Genomic DNA, 19,225 nt, shown 5'->3' with positions numbered 1-19,225 from the left:
GGAGGAAAAAGATGTATTGCTGCTTAGAGCACGTTGAACTGGCACTGGATATTGCGGTTGACGAGCAGGAAACCGCACCCGTGCTGGAAAAAACAAACGAAGCGGATTCATGTGAATTTTGCGAAAACCAGGCCATATATGTTGTGGGAAACTAACATTCGGCCACAAAATGTGGATGAAACCTGTGGGTATGTGGATAAAAACTGAAAATCCCGGTTGTCAGCAGGGGGCAGCCGGGATTTTCATGTGTATTTTTTACAAAGTAAGGAAAAATAGATTAACTGAATGTTAAAAATGATCAGAAAGATAGAATCGTGTATGGTAAAATAGAAAGAAATGAAGATGTTGATATGTGGATAACTTCTGTGGAAAACTTGTTTATAAAATGTTTGTAAAGTGGGGTCGAATTGTGAATATCTCTATTATAACAGTGGGTAAGTTAAAGGAAAAGTACTTAAAACAAGGCATTGATGAATATGTCAAACGTCTGTCGGCATACGCAAAAATCGACATCATCGAAGTACCCGACGAAAAAGCCCCGGAAGTCCTAAGCGACGCCGAAATGATCCAAGTCAAAGAAAAAGAGGGAAAACGAATCCTAGCAAAAGTCGGACAAGATACATACGTGATCGCCCTCGCCATTAACGGAAAAATGAAATCCTCCGAGCAAATGGCAGCCGACCTCGATAAACTCGCCACATACGGCAAAAGCAAACTCGCCTTCATCATCGGCGGATCGCTCGGATTAAGTGATGCCGTCCTGAAGCGCGCAGATGAAAAGCTCTCCTTTTCCAACATGACCTTCCCGCACCAGCTCATGCGGCTGATTCTGGTGGAGCAGGTGTATCGGAGTTTTCGGATTAATCGGGGTGAACCGTATCACAAATAAAGGTTAGCTTACCGAATAGTTCAAACTGAGGGGAAAAGAAAGGTTGAACGTGAGGTCTCTTTTAGACGAGAGTTACCCATCTCTTTTTTCACCACCTTTCAAATAACTCATAATTATCATATAATAGGAGATAGTTTCATCTATAAATCATTGTAATGCAGTATGGTATAATTATAATTGAGACAGAAAAGGTGTGTGACTAGGATGCGCCTTGGCTTGGTGTGACGCTAAGCAGGAGCGCCTGCATCCTTTCTGCGAATTTTAGGGGGATAAGGAGGGTAAAAATGAGCAATAGAGAAACGAAAACAGACGTTATCTTAATTGGCGCAGGCATCATGAGTGCGACTTTGGGGACACTTCTGAAAGAATTAGTACCGGACTGGAAAATGACAGTATTTGAAAAGCTCTCAAAAGCAGGAGAGGAAAGCTCTAACGAATGGAATAACGCGGGAACGGGGCATGCGGCACTGTGCGAGCTTAACTACACGGCCGAAAAACCGGATGGATCTGTCGATATTAGTAAAGCGATCAACATTAATGAACAGTTTCAGGTTTCCATGCAGTTTTGGTCTTATCTTGTAAAAAGCAAGCTGATACATAATCCACATGACTTTATTATGCCATTGCCTCATATGAGTTTAGTACAAGGGGAACAAAATGTAACGTTTTTAAAGAAACGTTTTGAAGCGCTTTCAAACAATCCCCTATTCCAAGGGATGGAATTTTCCGATGATCCGGAAAAACTGATGGAATGGATTCCGCTTATTATGCAAGACCGCACATCGAATGAACCGATAGCGGCAACAAAAATCGACTCTGGAACGGACGTCAACTTTGGCGCTTTAACGCGCATGTTGTTTGACCACTTAGAGAGTAAAAATGTCGATATAAACTACAAACATCGTGTTCATGACATTAAACGTACCAGCGATGGCTTGTGGGAATTGAAAGTGCGGAATCTCGATAGCGGTACGGTCGAACGCCATACTGCAAAATTCGTCTTTATCGGGGGCGGGGGAGGAAGCCTGCATTTACTGCAAAAATCCGGTATTCCTGAAGGAAAACATATTGGAGGATTCCCGGTAAGCGGAATTTTTATGGTGTGCAAAAATCCGGATGTTGTCGCGCAGCATCATGCAAAAGTATACGGCAAAGCGAAGGTCGGTGCGCCGCCAATGTCTGTTCCGCATCTTGATACACGATTTATCGATAATAAAAAATCGCTGCTGTTTGGACCGTTTGCCGGCTTCTCGCCAAAGTTTTTGAAAACCGGGTCAATGCTTGATCTAGTCACGTCCGTAAAACCGGATAACCTCTTAACCATGCTGTCGGCAGGGGCTAAAAATATGCCGTTGACAAACTACCTGGTCCGTCAAGTGATGCTATCAAAAGAACAGCACATGGAAGAGCTGCGCGAGTTTATCCCGAACGCCAAAAGCGAGGATTGGGATTTTGTCGTAGCGGGCCAGCGTGTGCAAGTGATCAAAGATACGGAAGCTGGCGGCAAAGGAACGCTTCAATTTGGTACGGAAGTGGTAAGTGCCGCTGATGGTTCGATCGCCGCATTGCTCGGCGCTTCTCCGGGCGCTTCCACCGCCGTTCACGTTATGCTTGAAGTATTGACAAAATGCTTCCCTGAACAGATAAAAGAGTGGGAACCGAAAATTAAAGAAATGATTCCTTCTTATGGCGTGTCACTAATGGAAAACCCAGAGCTTCTGCACGAAATTCATACTTCAACAGCGCAGACGCTTGGTCTAAGCGAAAAAAAACAGGTTTTTAGTTAATTCTTTGGATGCAGAAACAAAGGTATTAAATGAAAACGTTTAAGCAGCATTTATCATGAATGGACAATCGTTTCTATGATGAAGAGATTGAAAAGGCAATGATTCCGCTGAAAGCCGCTGCTGCAAAATGGTGGCTTTTTCAGTGCTGCTATAGGGTTTATAAAGGAACAAAGCATTGGGAAAAGATGCCCAATGCTCATTTTTTTTGCTTCTTAAATTACCACGGTGAACAGTACCATAAATAAACGAACTTTTTAGAGGAACCAAAATGTGATGTTTTCAGGTGTCCTATCTTCATTTCAGCTTTCTTGATGGGTTATATTAGGTTTTCAAAAAGGTGTACTCAGTCGTAATGGCTAATTCTTTAAGATAAGTAATCAATTCATCTCGAAGATCCTCATGCAAAAGTGCAAACTCAATTGTCGTTTTGACAAACCCAATTTTCTCTCCAACATCATATCTTTTTCCTTCAAAATCATATGCGAATACACTTTGGATTTGGTTTAATTTCTGAATCGCATCGGTTAACTGAATTTCTCCTCCTGCTCCAATTTCTTGCTCGTTTAAAAACATGAAAATTTCAGGTGTCAGAATATAGCGTCCGATTATGGCAAGATTGGAAGGTGCTGTTCCTGGAGTTGGTTTTTCAACAAGGGTGTGCACCCGGTATTGTTTTCCATCTTGTGATGCCGGGTCAATGATGCCGTATCGGTGTGTTTCTTTATTCGGAACTGCTTGAACCCCGATAACAGATGAATGCGTTTCTTCATATACACGAATAAGCTGTCTTAAACACGGTGTTTCGCTTTGAACGATATCATCACCCAGCAGAACGGCAAATGGTTCATCACCGATAAAATGACGTGCACACCAAACAGCATGCCCGAGTCCCTTTGGCTCTTTTTGACGAATATAGTGAATATCGGCAAGGTTTGCAGCGTAACGAACCTTGTCTAATAAGTCGACTTTTCCTTTTTTTAATAGGTTTTGCTCAAGGTCAGGAACAAAATCAAAATGGTCTTCAATGGCGCGTTTTCCTTTTCCAGTAATGATGATAATTTCCTCAATTCCGGATGCGATTGCTTCTTCAACGATATATTGGATGGATGGTCGGCTTATCGACGATCGGCAGCATTTCTTTTGGCTGCGCTTTTGTGGCTGGTAAAAATCGAGTCCCAAATCCAGCTGCGGGAATGATCGCTTTTTTTATTTTCACAAATATTCCTCCAATTATAAGTAATGAGTACGGTTAGTCATGAAAAGCATTTTAAGCTGTATGTCTGCCCCTTAACCTCCATATTTGCAATAACATTCCGAAAGATGTGTAAATGGTTAAGTAAGTGAGTACTACCCAGCCCGTTTCTAAATAAGGCTTTACGGCCGTCTGTACCGTTTCACTCGTTAAAAAACTTCTCTGGTCAATGCAGCTGTACGTTCCTAATGCTATTAAAAGGATAATCGCCATGCCCCCTTCAGCCAGTTTGCTTCGTGTGTTGCCCCTCTCTGCGTTATACTGGGTTGTCCACCCGTCTTTTTTGTTAGCGGATAATTTTCCTAGCCATACATTGGCAAAGGTAATTAAATTAACCCATAAATAGATTTCAGGACTGATGAGCAATGCAGCTAAAATGACATCTATTGGCCTGTGCATGGGCGTTTTTAAGGCGAGGATCGTATTTAATATAGATGCGAGAGCAACAGGTATAAGCCATATCCAGGACCAATAAAACTGGTCTGTAGCTACAGCTAAAGCTAGAAGTAAAAGGAATAATACGCGTATCGTAAAATCGGTAAGTGTTTTTATTTGAGAACGCCAAATTTTCCCTCTATGTTTTGACTTCACGCCAATATTGCTATTTGTCAGCAATTCAACCGTTCCTGATTGCCATTTGTTTCGCTGCTGCCGGAAGGTGTGGTATGTTCTCATAGCGTCAACAAAACAACGAGCGGTGGGACTGATGAGTGTTTTCCACTTTTTCTGGATTTGCCAAGTTAACAGCATATCCTCTACGTCACTTTCATCCTGCCAAGGTCCGTCTAATTTATTTTCATCTATCACACTTTGTAATGCTTCTGGCCGAAACAATGTCGCTTGCCTGCCAAGCACATATGTACTCCCGCCGCTGTTCTGAAGATCCAGCAGCCAGCTTGCCATATCTTGCTTTTGCTGATGTGTCCACCAGCGTGCAACGGGACCCCCATATTCACCGGTTGCAATCTTTTCTTCGTAATGAACATCATCTTTCGAAATAAGACTTTTCTTTTTTGGCATCCTCATGGTGTACTTCGCCATTACGCCCCCAATATTTCGCGAGCTCATGAGTCCTTCCCACAATTGAAATAATGCATCTGGTGCAAGCCGGCTGTCTGCATCCATACCAAGTATTGCCTTGACTGAATCTTTGTAATACTCCTCAAATATGGTTAAATTTTTATTGTATAAGTCCAGCGGATCGCCATAAATACTTTTCCAAGCTGTGTTTAAAGCCCCTACTTTTCGCTGTTTATTCTTTTTTGTGGTGAGCACTTTCAATCTTAGGTTGAATTCTTTTCCTGCCTCTAATGCTATCTCTTCCGTCCGGTCTGTACAGTTATCAGCAACCACAATAACATCAAGCTCGACGTCTTTTGGCAAGGATTGATCTCCTAATCCAGCTAAACAGTCACGGATTGATTTCTCTTCATTATGGGCGGGAATAAATGCAACAATTCTTGGCTTCATATACGTATTCCTAACTTTTGATACTGTTGAATCATTAGGAATATTCAGAATGCTGGTTACTTCATTCCTTATCCTCCAGTTAACATAGATTGTTTCAATAGAGTGCTGATCCAACATTCGCTGCAGGTTCGTTTATACTCGGAAGAAACCGCTTTTATCACTCCCTCAGCCGATAAAAGAACCTAAACAGGACAATCAAGATAAACAGCTTGATATGCTAAATGTATTAATTCAAACGAAAGATAGAACTAAAAGATGCGGGTGCGCTAACTAGTTCCTAAGTTGTCTGAGATTTTTTTACAAAGTTCTCCTATAAGATGACAAGTCAAGTGGGGATCACCATTTTATAGTTTATGGAAATCCTTATTCAATGGTGGATAAGGTTTTTTTTCTGAGTAATCAGCTTCCTCATTTTATTGATGAAACTCAATACATAATAAAGCAGCCTGCAAATAAAATAAAATCATGAAAACGCCCATATTGACACAAACCGCCGTGTATGTTATTTAAATAGTGGTTAGCACTCTATTGATTAGAGTGCTAACCATGTAGGCTTGTCGCGTTCAATTCATTTTAATTCTCAAATCCATTTCTATAACCGAAAGGGGAATTTTTTATGGAAAAAAAGCAATTTAAAGCAGAATCCAAAAGGCTGTTACATATGATGATCAACTCCATTTATTCGCAGCGGGAAATCTTTTTAAGAGAGTTAATTTCTAATGCCAGCGATGCGATCGATAAAATATATTACAAAGCATTAACGGATGAATCGTTACGTTTTGACAAAGATCAATACTATATCAAAGTGGCCGCAGACAAAGAAAATCGGATATTAAAAATCTCGGATACAGGGATTGGAATGACGAAAGAAGAGCTGGAAAATAATCTTGGGGTCATTGCGAAGAGCGGTTCTTTAGCGTTTAAAAATGAAAACGAATTGAAAGACGGGCATGAAATCATCGGGCAATTCGGGGTCGGTTTTTATTCCGCCTTTATGGCTGCGGATCATGTAACGGTGATCAGCAAGGCGCTCGGACATAATGAAGCATATAAATGGGAATCGGAAGGTGCCGATGGGTATATGATTGAGCCGTGTGAAAAAGATGCAACAGGTACGGAGATTATGCTCAAAATAAAAGAGAACACCGAAGATGAAAATTATGATGAATTTCTCGAGGAGTACCGGTTAAAGGCGATCATCAAAAAACACTCTGACTTTATCCGCTATCCGATTAAAATGGACGTGACCGGAAGAAGACTGAAAGAAGGCAGCGAAAACGAATACGAGAATTATACGGAAGAACAGGTCATCAATAGCATGGTTCCGATCTGGAGAAAAAACAAAAAAGAGCTTACTGTTGAAGATTACGAAAAATTTTATGCGGAAAAACATTACGGATTTGATAAGCCAATTAAACATCTTCATATTAATGTCGATGGAACGATCAGATATAATGCCATTTTATATATCCCGGAAAACATCCCTTTTGACTACTATACAAAGGAATATGAAAAAGGGTTAGAGCTTTATTCCAACGGCGTGCTGATCATGGACAAATGCGGCGACTTGCTGCCGGATCATTTTAGCTTTGTCAAAGGAATGGTCGATTCTGAGGATTTGTCCCTCAATATATCAAGAGAGATGCTGCAGCATGACCGGCAGCTAAAGCTGATTGCAAAAAACATCAGCAAAAAAATAAAAAGTGAATTGCAAAGCTTATTGAAAAATGACCGGGATCAATACGCTGAATTTTTTAACACGTTTGGCAGACAGCTGAAATACGGGGTTTACAGTGACTTCGGCGCCCATAAAGAGGAATTGCAGGACTTGCTGATGTTTTATTCTTCAAAAGAGAAAAAGATGGTCACGCTGGATGAATATATATCAAGAATGCCTAAAGATCAAAAGTATATTTATTATGCTTCCGGTGAATCACATGAAAGAATTGAAAGACTGCCGCAGACGGAATTGGTTGCGGAAAAAGGCTATGAAATTTTATATTTCACAGATGATATCGATGAGTTTGCCATCCGAATGTTAATGACATACAAAGAGAAGGAATTCAAATCCGTATCAAGCGGGGATTTAGGCATTGAAACGGATGAAAAAGAGAAGGCGGAATCAACAGAAAACGAACATAAAGAGCTTTTCGACTATATGAAAAACGTCTTGTCAGACAAAGTAAAGGATGTCAAAGTGTCAAAACGGTTGAAGACACATCCGGTATGCTTGTCGTCTGATGGGGACTTAACGATCGAAATGGAAAAAATCCTGAATGCCATGCCTGACAGTCAAAATGTCAAAGCGGATAAAGTGCTGGAAATTAATACAAATCATGGTGTGTTTAAATCGTTAACAAATGCTTTCGAAAAAGATAAAGAAAAATTAGATCTCTATACGAATTTATTATACAACCAGGCACTGTTAATTGAAGGATTGCCGATTGAAGATCCGGTTGAATTTACTAACGATATGTGCAAAGTGATGATATAACTGTAAATTTGAGGATGGAGGCATTGTTCTCGAATATCCGTTTTTACTGACTTTTGCGTCAGTTTACGATGCAGTCCATATAATCACCAAAAAATCCCTTGAGCATATTCCTGAGATCAAGGGATTTTTTCTATATGGGCAGAGACTCTTATCGTTCTTATTTTTTCCACAATAAATATACAAAGTACGGTGCGCCGATTAGCGCGGCCATAATACCTGCTGGAATCCCGCTCGGTTCAAGGATATTGCGCCCTATAGTGTCTGCAAATAATAACAGCCAGCCGCCCAATAGGATGGCAATGGGGATAAATAATTGATTTCTGGGTCCAACCAAAGCTTTGGCCATATGCGGGGCCATCAGTCCGATAAAGGTAATTCCTCCTGTTACAGAAACAGCAGAAGCCGCCAGTGCAACAGCTGTTAAAAGCAATATCATCCGTTCTTTTTCAATGGAAACTCCTGCACCAATGGCTATGGATTCGCTTAATGCTAAGAGATTCAGCCGATTGGCTTTATACAAAGTAAATGGGATTAGAATCACTAACCAAGGAAGGATTGCCCAAATAAAAGGCCAATCAGTGCCCCATATATTTCCTGATAGCCACTTTGCAATGAAGTCGACTTTTGTGCGCTCGGCAGATGAAATAAGGACAATCATGGTGCCGGAAAGGGCCATAGAGAATCCGATCCCGATCAGCACTAAATTTACCGGCTGCAGGCCTGCATTTTTGGTATAGGATAAAAAATAAATGAAGCCGGCCGTTATAACCGCACCGCCAAAAGCAACTAGCGGAAGCATATAAACAAATGATCCTGCTTCAATCGGGAAAAATAAAAAGAAAACCACAATGGCCACGCCTGCACCGGAGTTAATCCCGATAATTCCGGGATCAGCTAGATCATTACGTGTGATTCCTTGTAAAATAGCTCCGGATAAAGCAAGTGCCATGCCTGCTAACAGTGTAATAATCATTCGCGGCAATCGGACAGAAAACAAAACAAATTCCTCTTTAAACGTACCTTGACCGAAAAGAGCCGGGATCAGCCTGTCATAAGATAGAGAGGAGTACCCCGTTCCCATTCCAATAATCATGGTAACCATAATGAGCAGGAGTGACATGCCTAAAATGATCCGCTGTTTTTTAATGATAACCGGATGTATCATGAGAATGCTTTTCCTCCTTTTCGTACAATGATCAGGAAGAAAGGCAGCCCGAGCATTGCCACAATGGCTGCTACCGGGGTTTCATATGGAGAATGGATGGTTCGGCCAAGTGTATCGGCAAACAGCATAAATGTGGCACCCGTAATAGCGGACATCGGTAAAATATAACGGTAATCCGTTCCAACCAAGACACGAACCATATGTGGAATCATGAGGCCGATGAAAGCCATATTCCCAGCCAGGGCAACGGATGCACCAGCAAGGATGATAGTAACGATAAAAAGAATGGCCTTGATTTGTGTAATCTTTTGGCCTAATCCGGCCGCAACTTCTTCATTCAAACTAAGAATAGTGATCTGCCTTGAGAGTATAAAGGAAATGAATATACCTGTCGCGATAAAAGGAACAATCACTTGCAGCTGACCCCAAGTCGTGCCAATCATTCCTCCTGCTGTCCACATCGAGACATCTTTTGAAATTTTAAAATAAAGACCAACCCCTTCGGCAGCTGCATATAGGAATGCGGAAACCGCTGCTCCGGCCAATACAATACGGAGAGGGGAGAAGCCGCCTTTTTTTATTGCACTTATACCAAAAACCATCATGGCGCCGGCTGCTGCTCCAATAAAACAAGCGGCCATGGTAGTGAAGTAATTTGCTGAGGGGATGAAGGCAATGGTAATGGCCAGTGCCGCATTAGCACCGGCAGATAATCCCAGCAGTCCTGGATCGGCAAGCGGGTTTCTTGTCATTCCTTGCATAATGGCACCGGAAACGGCAAGAGCGGCACCGACAAAAAGGGCTGCTATTTCGCGTGGTAAACGAATTTCACGGATAATCGTTATAGTATCACTGGAAGCAGTAGATGTAAGGGCTGACCATACCTCTTTAACCGTGATATCAGCTGCTCCGAAAACCATTGCGAAAAAAAACATGCACACAAATAAAAGGACTCCCGCAATGAGTTTGTATACGAATGGGATAGAAAGTAAAGTCTTTTTCATCATCACATCTTTTGTTTCCTTTACTGGAATAAGGGCTGTCTCATAAAGTTATGGAGACAGCCTTTTTTGTTTCTATGGCCGGATTTCTTGCAGTTTGGGCCGGTTTTCTTGGCGTTTGGGCCGAATTCCCGTCCATTCGGCCTTCATGAGGCAAAATCCGGCTGTCCTGTCGATAAATCGGCCTGAATCGTTCAGAATCCGGCCTTCCCCTTTCCTTATGGGAAAGCATTATAGAATTTTAGTTACTTTGAAGAAATGATTTCGTAAAAAATTCAAGTTGATTTTCCAATGTGACCGGGTCACTGAAGGAAGCACTATTCCCGTTTAGTTCAAATACTCGATTGTTTTTAACAGCGGGAATGTTTTGATAAGTTTCTGTTTCTTGGAAAGAAGTATCGGCATCAGAGTATTTACTTAAAATGATATAATCTCCCGCATATTCCGGCAGAACTTCTGCTGATAAAGTATAATAACCCGATTCCAATGCCACTTCCTTTACTTTTTCAGGCATTTTCAAGTTCATTGCTTGATATAATATTTCCGTTCCCCGCGCCCAGTTTTCACCAAAAACATAAAGATCCTTACCATAACTTTCAATGACAGACACGGTTGCATCTTCGCCAATTTTCGCTCGAATATCTTCCCCAGCAGCTTGTGCACGATTTTTAAAGTCATCAATCCAAGCCTGAGCTTCTTTTTCCTTGTTTAATAGTTTTCCAATTTCTAAGTGTTGAGTTAAATAATCCACCTTTCCCCATGTATACGTTACAGTGGGAGCAATTTCACTTAGTTTTTCAACGTTTTTAATATTGGATAATCCAATAATTAAATCCGGCTCCAGTTCAATAATTTTTTCTAAATTTTCATCGGATACTTCTTCCACATCTTTTAATTCTTTTGCAAAGGTCGGGTTATTTTTAGACCAAACATCTACCCCGACGACATTGACACCTAAACTTAACACATTGCCGGTAAAACCGGAGAGCAATATCACTCTTTGCGGATCAGCGGGAACATCAATGGGCCCCGTTTCAGATTGGTATGTAATGAATTCAGATTGTTTTTCTTTTGGGGCGGAGCTGCTATCTTTTACTGCTTCTTCGTTGCCGCAAGCACTAATAATCAGAACTAGCACTAGAATAAACGGGACTAAAAATTTTTTCATGCTCATTTTCTCCTTTGAATAAATTGTAAGTCATACACATCGGTTTATTGGTTCTCGGATCCCGGCCAATGACAGCATCGATTTGAAAGACTTGCCGGAGCACATCCGGGATGATGACTTCTTCACACGTTCCTGCTTTCACAATTTCTCCGTGCTTTAAGGCGATCATATAGTCAGCAAAACGGGCCGCTTGGTTTAAATCATGAAGAACCATGATAATCGTACGTTCTTGTTCGCGATTTAATTTTTGCAATAATTCTAAAACCTCCAGCTGGTGAGCCATATCTAAATAGGTCGTCGGCTCATCAAGGAAAATAATGTCCGTTTCTTGGGCAAGAGCCATGGCGATCCACACGCGCTGCCGCTGCCCTCCCGACAAGGTATCGACCGGACAATATTTAAAGTCGCTTGTGCCTGTAACGTCTAAGGCCCAGTCGATTACTTCAAAATCTTTTTTTGTTAATCTTCCAAGGCCATTTTGATAAGGAAAGCGGCCATAAGATACTAACTCCCCTGCGGTTAAACCGCTCGCACTTTCAGGAGATTGCGGCAGAATGGCCATCTTTTTAGCAAGGATTTTCGTATTTTCTTTTGAAATATCTTTTCCGTCCAAAAGGGCCGCTCCGGATTGATGGGAAATAATGCGGGTCATTGCTTTCAATAATGTTGATTTCCCGCAGCCATTCGAGCCTATGATAGTGGTTATTTTTTTATCTGGAATATTTACACTGAGATTTTTGACAATTAACCGTTCACCATAGCCAATGCTTAAGTCTTCTGTATGTAGGCGAACCACATTATGTACCTCCTATGAAAAGTGCATGTTATATTATAGTTGATAATAATTATCAATATCAATTATTTTTAATATAAGTCTCTCCATTTCGAATGTCAATCATAAAATATGTAATGCGTGCAAGGTGATTTTCTGTAGGCCGTCATGTGGTGACTCGCGGAACGGTCTCTTTTTAAGAGAAAGAATTAATGAAATATTTTGATAATTGGAGGATGGAGAAGTAAATGGTTGTATTTTGTCAGAAAAGGGAGCTATTGTACGCCTTAAACCTTGTAAGGCTCTTTCTTCTCCAATAGTCCTTTTATACCCGCATTGACGTTCATTTGTCATAATCGTTAAGATAAGTAAGGTAAGCAAATTGAAAGAAGGAGGATTGAGGTGATTGAATGACTGCCCAAACAACCGAATCTGATAAGGTGACGTCCTGCCGTTTTCGAAAACCCGCGAAAGAAGATGGAGCCGGCATTTGGGAATTAATTAAGAGCACCGGAACATTGGATGTAAATTCAGCCTATTCGTATTTAATGATCTGTGAATTTTTCCCTGATACATGTATCGTGGCAGAGAAAGATCAACAAATTATCGGCTTTGTGTCCGCTTTCCGTCCCCCTCAATCACGTGATACCATTTTTGTCTGGCAAGTGGCGGTTCACGAGTCTGAACGAGGAAAAGGCATGGGAAAAAAACTGTTACAAGAGCTGCTTAGCAGAAAGTCTTGTGAAAATGTTCACTATTTGGAAGCAACGGTTTCCCCATCTAACCTTCCATCCCGGTCTCTATTTACAAGTTTAGCTAAACAATTGAAGTGTTCATATACGGTTTCCGATTGCTTTTCTGAAGATATGTTTCCGGAACCCGGACATGAAGCCGAGCCTATTTACCGTATTGGTCCTTTTTGATCCTGCTGTCCATTAAATACATTTTCTTGTTAAAAAAAGATTGAATATTCCGAAAGGTTGTGTGTAAATGCCAGCGATAACAGAATTGAATTCGCAGCTCACTATATTTGAAGAATTGGAATCTGAAGTAAGAAGCTATATTCGCAGTTTTCCCGTTATGTTTGAAAAAGCAAAGGGGTATAAGCTATGGGATGCAAAGGGAAAGGAATATATTGATTTCTTTGCCGGTGCAGGGGCTTTAAATTATGGTCATAATCATCCGAAAATGAAGGAAAAACTTTTAAGTTACCTGGCGGATGATGGAATTACTCACAGTCTGGATATGGGAACGAAGGCAAAGGCTGCATTTCTGGAAAAGTTCGAAAATGTCATTCTCAAACCCCGTTCTCTTCAGTATAAAGTGATGTTTCCCGGCCCTACTGGAACGAACACGGTGGAAAGTGCATTAAAACTTGCAAGAAAAGTGACCGGCCGTGATTTAATTATCAGTTTCACAAATGGATTTCATGGGATGACTTTAGGGGCTTTATCGGTTACAGGAAATTCATTTAAGCGGCATGGGGCCGGAGTTCCACTGCATAACAGCATGGCTATGCCTTTTGACAGCTACTTGGGAGATGATGTTGATACGGTCGATTATTTAGAGCGTTTTCTTGAAGATAACGGCAGCGGTGTCGCTCTTCCGGCTGCGATTATTCTTGAAACTGTGCAGGGAGAAGGCGGTTTAAACACGGCCAAGGACGAGTGGCTGAAGCGTGTTGAAGAAATATGCCGCAGATGGGATATCCTGCTGATCGTGGACGATGTTCAAGTCGGCTGCGGACGTACAGGTCCATTTTTCAGCTTTGAACCGTCAGGAATAAAACCGGATATTGTCTGCTTGTCAAAATCGATTAGCGGATACGGCGTTCCAATGGCGCTGACGCTCATTAAACCTCAATATGACATTTGGGAGCCGGGTGAGCATAACGGGACATTCCGCGGCCATAATTTAGCTTTTGTTACAGCCGCAGAGGCGCTGTCCTTTTGGGAAACAAAAGATTTCAGCCGGGAAATTTTAGATAAAGGGGCCATGGCGGGGGAATTCCTGAATGACTTAACGGACAAGTACCCGGAATTGAAGGGTGAGGTTCGAGGACGAGGTTTAATGAGAGGAATTGCCTGCGGTGTTGACGGGTTAGCGGAGATGATTTGCGGGCGCGCTTTTGAAAAAGGATTAATAATGGAAACCTCGGGCCCGAATAGTGAGGTATTTAAAATTATGCCTCCTTTAACAATCGATCGTGAAGGGCTGAATCGCGGTTTTGCAATCATTGAAGCAAGTGTGAAGGAAAGTTTAAATAAATAAGGAAGAGGCGGAAAAATATGATTGTCAAATCGTTAGAAGATATTAAAGGGTCGCGTGATCATGTGGACGACAAGAATTGGGAAAGCCGCCGTTTTCTTTTAGAAAAAGATAGAATGGGTTTTTCTCTTCATGATACTGTTATTCGCGCCGGTACGGAGTCTGTTTTCTGGTATAAATATCATCAGGAAGCCGTTTACTGCATTGAAGGTGAAGGGGAAATAGAGGATTTGGCCAATGGGAAACGGTATGAAATAAAAGCAGGTACGATGTATGCACTTGATGGCCATGAAAAACATTGCCTGCGTGCCAAAACGGATATGAGAATGGTTTGTGTGTTTAACCCTCCTTGCACCGGAAGGGAAACGCATGACGAAGAAGGCGCTTACCCTCGGCCTTCAGAGGGAACGCGTGTATAAGAGGTTTCAGAAGGAGTGTGGAGAATGACAGATTTATACCCTTCGAGAAAAAGTGAACATCCAGCGATTACGGAACGAAAAGATCCGGTTGTTTATTCCTCAATGACAGAGCAGGGGCCGCTGCGTGCTGATCAGCTAACGTATTTTGAAGATCACGGGTATTTGTTTCTGGAAAAATTTTTTAATGAGTCAGATGTTTCAATGATGCGTGAGGAGCTTTCGCGTGTTTTAAACAACAGTAAAGTTTCAACGGACAAGCGGGTGATACGTGAGCCTGACAGTGATGATGTCCGCTCCGTTTTTGCTGTTCATGAACACGATGACTACTTCAAGTCGCTGTCTAAAGACCGGCGCCTTGTGGACATGCGGAATCAGCTGTTAGGAAGCGATGTTTATATTCATCAATCCCGAATAAACTTGAAGCCGGGCTTTAACGGGAAGGAGTTTTACTGGCATTCCGATTTTGAAACGTGGCATGTTGAAGATGGAATGCCCAGAATGCGCGCAGTGAGCTGCTCGATTACATTAACGGAAAATACGCCATTTAACGGACCGCTCATGCTCATTCCGGGTTCCCATCGATACTTTGTCTCTTGTGTCGGCAAGACGCCGGAAGCAAACTACGAAATGTCACTTCGGAAGCAGGAACTCGGTGTTCCTGATCATGATAGTCTGACAAAGCTTGCGGCACAAGGGGGTATTGCTGCGCCTACCGGTCCGGCCGGGTCTGTTCTTTTATTTGATTGCAATATTATGCACGGGTCGAATAGTAATATTTCTCCCGCTCCGAGAAGCAATGTATTCTTTGTTTACAATAGTGTAAAGAATACACTCGTTTCCCCATTCTCGGGCCAGAAGCCGAGACCTTCCTATATTGCGGCAAGAGAAAAAGTAACCGAGAATGGGAATGGTTAAATTCACTATTAAAATGCGCAAAGATTCGTCGGGTAATGGCGCAGCTCTTGCCGCTGCGTTTGGTGCGATGACATTAGATCGTTCGTACGGAAACTGAATAAAGAGGTTGTTCTAAAGGGACTGGCTCCCTCCGATGTATACAGCATACAGAAGTTTTGGTTGTTTTCAGAACGCTATGTTGTGTCGGAGGTGCCAGTCTTTTTTTACAGCATATACGGTAAATGGACGGGCATAAGTTCTTATATGAAGAGGCAATCAAAACACTGCCTTGTTTCATCAATCAATGTTCACACATACTAATAGTTAGGTATAATATACTAGTTTGTTTATTGACTTTCAAGCTTGAGTAGCTATAATCGAGTTATAGTTTGTTAAATACCGTTATTTTTTGCAAATGAAACAAAACAATTGTGGAAGCGATGAACAACCATTTGTATGTGGGCACTTGAATGGTTGGAAGCGAGTAGTGCAACCGACCCTATTATTTTTAATGGGTCGGTTTTTTCTGTTTTAGATAAAAGGACATTCACTTTTAGCTAAAATGTAATTGCATAGTGCAGAAAATGGAAATTAATACAATTTATTGTAAAGACAGCGGGGTGACATTACGTATCTTTCGAAATAATACAAAAGCTTGGAGCGGCTTCAATAAATCCATAGAACGAACAAAAACTGTATCATGTTCACATATGTTCCCGGGATAATTCGTAGAGCGAGGTCATGGACATGTTCTTTAAAGGTGCAAATCAAGTCAGATTGATTATAGGCATTGGTATTTTTTCGATTATTTTCACTGTATTTACCTCTTATCTAAATTTTAGAGATTACCAGCATACATTAAATACCGAAATCGATTATCAAAAAGCGCTGCTCGAAAGGCATATTATCCAAATCGTTGAAGATACGAACAACTACTATAAGCTATTAGAGAGCAGTCTGCAAAAGAAAATGGAAGAATATTCTCATGTTATGCTTAAAAAGTATGAGGAAAACCCGGATGTCTTGACTTGGGATCTGGAGAAGATGAAGAAAGAATTTGACGGCTTTGATATTTTTATTATTGATCAAAATCTTACCGTCGTGCACACTTCATTTGAGCCCGATCTTGGATTAAATTTTAAAACAAATCCGAGCTTAGCAGAGATGTTTGCGAATAGACTTCAAGGCAATTCGTTTTCAACAGACCGATTGGAGATGTCGATTAATACGAAAGAATTAAAAAAGTTTAGTTATATCCCGACTCCGGATCACAAATATTTATTAGAGCTCGGAATTAATATGAAAAACTATACAACTCAATTTCCGGGCATAGACTACGAGTCGGTTTATCATGAATTGACGGTAAAAAACCCATTCTTGCAGCAATTGCGGGTGTATAAGCTATCATACACGGGATATCCGGACCGGGTGATTGGCATCAATGATGAGCAGAACAATCCAATCTTCATGGAACAGGAAAATATCCCGAAAGCAAGAGAGGCCATTGTAAACAATGAGCCGAAGCAAGTGAACCGCAAGGACAGTGAAAACAAGAGCGAATTTGAATTTAAGTATATTCCGATCATTTCCTACACGGAAGATGAAAAGCCTGATTATTATAATTCACGCATTATTGAAATGGTATATAACAATACCATTCTTGAAGAGAAAATCAAACGGCAGCAGGTGCGCTTTATTTCCGCAATTGCATTAGTTTCGAGCGTACTCACCGTATTAATGATCATCATTTATCAATTTTTCCGAAGACTAGAAGAGGGTAGATTTCATTTAACAGAAGCCAATACGAAGCTGAATCAAGAACTGAATTTGCGGATCGAGACGGAGGATTCCCTTCGCGACAGTGAAACGAAATATCGACTGATCGCGGATCATACGTCCGATTTAATTTACCTGCTTGATAAGGAAGGGATTGTCAATTATTGTTCTCCTTCAGTGGTCAGTGTGCTTGGATATGCAGTTGACACATATCAAGGTGAAAATTGGTTTGACCGCATCCACCCGGAAGATGTCGAACGGGTAAGGGAACTGTATCGAGATCAGATGATTAACCCGGGCTCTTTACGGGAGGAATTAAGATATTGGCATAAAGAGGGCGTATGGATCATGCTTGAGATTAACGGAAAGCCCATTGTCAATTCGAACGGCAGGACCGAGCGGTTTGTGATTGTTGCCAGGGATATCACACAGCGAAAACAATCCGAAGAAACGGTCCGATACATGGCCTATCATGATGCTTTGACTAATCTTCCCAATCGCAGGCTGCTGGCGGAAAAACTGAACAGCGCTTTAGAAGAGTCCAGTCAGATTGGATCGTTAACAGCGGTTATTTATTTGGATTTGGATCGATTTAAAATCATTAATGATACGTTAGGGCATTCCTTTGGCGATTTAGTCTTGAAAAAAGCGGTTAAACGAATCATGACATGTATTGAAGATCCGATCACATTGGCCCGCATGGGAGGGGATGAGTTTGCCATTGTCCTTCCGCAGTTAACGCATGAGGAAGAGGCGGTAAAATTATCCCGAGATATTTTAGCTGTCCTAACGGAGCCATTTTTATTAAACAACCGAAAGTTTACGTTATCAGCCAGTATAGGCATTGCCTTCTATCCGTCAGATGGAGAGAATGTTGAAACGCTGCTTAAAAATGCTGATATTGCGATGTATGCAGTGAAAGACCAAGGGAAAAACAGCATTCTATGTTTTTCTGAGGTGGAAAAGCCGGTTGATGTGAGACGGCTTATGCTCGAAAGCGGGTTGAGAAAGGCGCTGGCGAATAACGAACTTTTTCTTGTCTACCAGCCTCAAATGGCTATTCAAAATGAAGACATGACTGGCATGGAAGCTTTATTGCGCTGGGAGCATCCGGAATTAGGTGTCATTTCACCGTACGAATTTATTCCTATTGCAGAGGAGTCGGGGCTGATTGTACCGATCGGTGAATGGATACTGCGAACTGCTTGCCTTCAAATGAAGCATTGGCATAAGCAGGGCTATCCGTCACTGCGAATGGCGGTCAACCTCTCTGTTCGGCAGCTATTGGAACCCCAATTGGTGGATATGGTTGCAAACGTTTTAAAAGATACTGATTTTGATCCTGCATTATTGGATTTAGAAATCACCGAGAGCATGAAGATTGAAGACATGGACCACATGTTTCATAAGCTGTTTGAATTGAAAAAACTTGGCGTTAATCTTGTTTTAGATGATTTTGGAACCGGCTATTCTTCTTTGAGTTATTTGCGTAAGCTGCCGGTTGATAAGTTAAAGGTTAACCAAACATTTATTAGAGAATTAACATTGAGCACGAATCATGCTCCGATTGTTCGATCGGTCATTTCGATGGCAAAAGATTTGGGAATAAGAACGGTGGCGGAAGGTATAGAAAGCAAAGAGCATCTGTCTATTTTACAGCAGTACCAATGTGATGAAATTCAAGGATACGTATATAGCCGTCCGTTATTGTCGAAAGATATGGAAACATTTATACATTCACATAAGCATAAAAAGCCGCACCATACGAAATGATGCCACTTCAAATGGGAACGAGGTGTCTTAAACGTTCTTTATATTTAGCCGGATTTTACAAAATCCGGCTATCTTATTTGTGTTCTTTGAAAACCCC

Annotated in this window: 14 protein-coding genes, 1 pseudogene and 1 riboswitch; of the genes and pseudogenes, 9 read left to right on the top strand and 6 right to left on the bottom strand. The window is 41.4% G+C overall.

Features of this window, described 5'->3' with window-relative positions:
* Window positions 1–11: 11 nt before the first annotated feature.
* The 3 genes from BTO30_RS10185 to BTO30_RS10175 all read left to right on the top strand — a co-directional run bounded on the left by BTO30_RS10185 (window position 12) and on the right by BTO30_RS10175 (window position 2,676).
* Entirely contained in the window at window positions 12–155 is a 144-nt protein-coding gene (locus tag BTO30_RS10185) for a CxxH/CxxC protein (RefSeq protein WP_075398623.1), read from the top strand.
* Between the two features lie 254 nt (window positions 156–409).
* Window positions 410–889 carry a 23S rRNA (pseudouridine(1915)-N(3))-methyltransferase RlmH gene (gene rlmH, locus BTO30_RS10180; protein WP_075398622.1) on the top strand — a complete coding sequence of 160 codons (480 nt, stop codon included), beginning with the start codon at window positions 410–412 and terminating at the stop codon, window positions 887–889.
* A 269-nt stretch (window positions 890–1,158) separates the two neighbouring features.
* Entirely contained in the window at window positions 1,159–2,676 is a 1,518-nt protein-coding gene (locus tag BTO30_RS10175; RefSeq protein WP_281248609.1) for a malate:quinone oxidoreductase, read from the top strand.
* A 321-nt stretch (window positions 2,677–2,997) separates the two neighbouring features.
* On the opposite strand, the pseudogene galU reads toward BTO30_RS10175, so the two are convergent.
* Window positions 2,998–3,892: pseudogene (gene galU / locus BTO30_RS10165) on the bottom strand (UTP--glucose-1-phosphate uridylyltransferase GalU).
* A 51-nt stretch (window positions 3,893–3,943) separates the two neighbouring features.
* Complete coding sequence (locus BTO30_RS10160; protein ID WP_075398619.1) at window positions 3,944–5,398, bottom strand: glycosyltransferase family 2 protein; 1,455 nt, start codon at window positions 5,396–5,398, stop codon at window positions 3,944–3,946.
* A gap of 616 nt (window positions 5,399–6,014) precedes the next feature.
* Between BTO30_RS10160 and htpG the strand changes: the two genes are divergently transcribed.
* Window positions 6,015–7,892 (top strand): molecular chaperone HtpG, encoded by a 1,878-nt coding sequence (gene htpG / locus BTO30_RS10155; RefSeq protein ID WP_075398618.1) that lies wholly within the window; start codon window positions 6,015–6,017, stop codon window positions 7,890–7,892.
* A gap of 157 nt (window positions 7,893–8,049) precedes the next feature.
* Here htpG and BTO30_RS10150 read toward each other — a convergent pair whose 3' ends face one another.
* From BTO30_RS10150 to BTO30_RS10135, 4 genes are all read right to left on the bottom strand, one after another.
* Complete coding sequence (locus BTO30_RS10150; RefSeq protein WP_075398617.1) at window positions 8,050–9,057, bottom strand: FecCD family ABC transporter permease; 1,008 nt, start codon at window positions 9,055–9,057, stop codon at window positions 8,050–8,052.
* Window positions 9,054–10,061, bottom strand: coding sequence for a FecCD family ABC transporter permease (locus BTO30_RS10145; RefSeq protein ID WP_425429454.1), 1,008 nt, complete (start codon window positions 10,059–10,061; stop codon window positions 9,054–9,056). Before BTO30_RS10145 ends, BTO30_RS10150 begins: the two co-directional genes overlap by 4 nt.
* Before the next feature lie 238 nt (window positions 10,062–10,299).
* On the bottom strand, window positions 10,300–11,226 hold the full coding sequence (locus tag BTO30_RS10140; protein ID WP_075398616.1) for an iron-hydroxamate ABC transporter substrate-binding protein: 927 nt from the start codon (window positions 11,224–11,226) through the stop codon (window positions 10,300–10,302).
* Entirely contained in the window at window positions 11,177–12,022 is an 846-nt protein-coding gene (locus BTO30_RS10135) for an ABC transporter ATP-binding protein (protein ID WP_075398615.1), read from the bottom strand. The genes BTO30_RS10140 and BTO30_RS10135 overlap by 50 nt, the downstream gene beginning before the upstream one ends.
* A 386-nt stretch (window positions 12,023–12,408) precedes the next feature.
* On the opposite strand from BTO30_RS10135, the gene ectA reads away from it, so the two are divergent.
* The 5 genes from ectA to BTO30_RS10110 all read left to right on the top strand — a co-directional run bounded on the left by ectA (window position 12,409) and on the right by BTO30_RS10110 (window position 19,128).
* Entirely contained in the window at window positions 12,409–12,921 is a 513-nt protein-coding gene (ectA, locus tag BTO30_RS10130; protein WP_075398614.1) for a diaminobutyrate acetyltransferase, read from the top strand.
* 67 nt (window positions 12,922–12,988) lie between these two features.
* Window positions 12,989–14,269 (top strand): diaminobutyrate--2-oxoglutarate transaminase, encoded by a 1,281-nt coding sequence (gene ectB, locus BTO30_RS10125; RefSeq protein ID WP_075398613.1) that lies wholly within the window; start codon window positions 12,989–12,991, stop codon window positions 14,267–14,269.
* A gap of 17 nt (window positions 14,270–14,286) precedes the next feature.
* The gene (locus BTO30_RS10120) at window positions 14,287–14,685 is read left to right on the top strand and encodes an ectoine synthase (RefSeq protein ID WP_075398612.1); all 399 of its coding nucleotides are present in this window, start codon (window positions 14,287–14,289) and stop codon (window positions 14,683–14,685) included.
* Between the two features lie 24 nt (window positions 14,686–14,709).
* Complete coding sequence (thpD, locus tag BTO30_RS10115) at window positions 14,710–15,600, top strand: ectoine hydroxylase (protein ID WP_075398611.1); 891 nt, start codon at window positions 14,710–14,712, stop codon at window positions 15,598–15,600.
* A 403-nt stretch (window positions 15,601–16,003) separates the two neighbouring features.
* A riboswitch (cyclic di-GMP riboswitch) is annotated at window positions 16,004–16,087 on the top strand.
* A gap of 239 nt (window positions 16,088–16,326) precedes the next feature.
* Complete coding sequence (locus BTO30_RS10110; RefSeq protein ID WP_158023585.1) at window positions 16,327–19,128, top strand: putative bifunctional diguanylate cyclase/phosphodiesterase; 2,802 nt, start codon at window positions 16,327–16,329, stop codon at window positions 19,126–19,128.
* The last annotated feature ends 97 nt before the right edge of the window (window positions 19,129–19,225 follow it).

The organism is Domibacillus antri, assembly GCF_001936625.1.
Lineage (GTDB): Bacteria > Bacillota > Bacilli > Bacillales > Domibacillaceae > Domibacillus > Domibacillus antri.
This window is presented reverse-complemented; position numbering and strand designations above follow the sequence as displayed.

Excerpts from the sequence above, each read along its gene's own strand:
- BTO30_RS10185 (WP_075398623.1), top strand. The coding sequence starts at position 12 with ATGTATTGCTGCTTAGAGCACGTTGAACTGGCACTGGATATTGCGGTT.
- BTO30_RS10160 (WP_075398619.1), bottom strand. The coding sequence starts at position 5,398 with ATGAAGCCAAGAATTGTTGCATTTATTCCCGCCCATAATGAAGAGAAA.
- htpG (WP_075398618.1), top strand. The coding sequence starts at position 6,015 with ATGGAAAAAAAGCAATTTAAAGCAGAATCCAAAAGGCTGTTACATATG.
- BTO30_RS10150 (WP_075398617.1), bottom strand. The coding sequence starts at position 9,057 with ATGATACATCCGGTTATCATTAAAAAACAGCGGATCATTTTAGGCATG.
- BTO30_RS10145 (WP_425429454.1), bottom strand. The coding sequence starts at position 10,061 with ATGAAAAAGACTTTACTTTCTATCCCATTCGTATACAAACTCATTGCG.
- BTO30_RS10140 (WP_075398616.1), bottom strand. The coding sequence starts at position 11,226 with ATGAAAAAATTTTTAGTCCCGTTTATTCTAGTGCTAGTTCTGATTATT.
- ectA (WP_075398614.1), top strand. The coding sequence starts at position 12,409 with ATGACTGCCCAAACAACCGAATCTGATAAGGTGACGTCCTGCCGTTTT.
- ectB (WP_075398613.1), top strand. The coding sequence starts at position 12,989 with ATGCCAGCGATAACAGAATTGAATTCGCAGCTCACTATATTTGAAGAA.
- BTO30_RS10120 (WP_075398612.1), top strand. The coding sequence starts at position 14,287 with ATGATTGTCAAATCGTTAGAAGATATTAAAGGGTCGCGTGATCATGTG.
- thpD (WP_075398611.1), top strand. The coding sequence starts at position 14,710 with ATGACAGATTTATACCCTTCGAGAAAAAGTGAACATCCAGCGATTACG.
- BTO30_RS10110 (WP_158023585.1), top strand. The coding sequence starts at position 16,327 with ATGTTCTTTAAAGGTGCAAATCAAGTCAGATTGATTATAGGCATTGGT.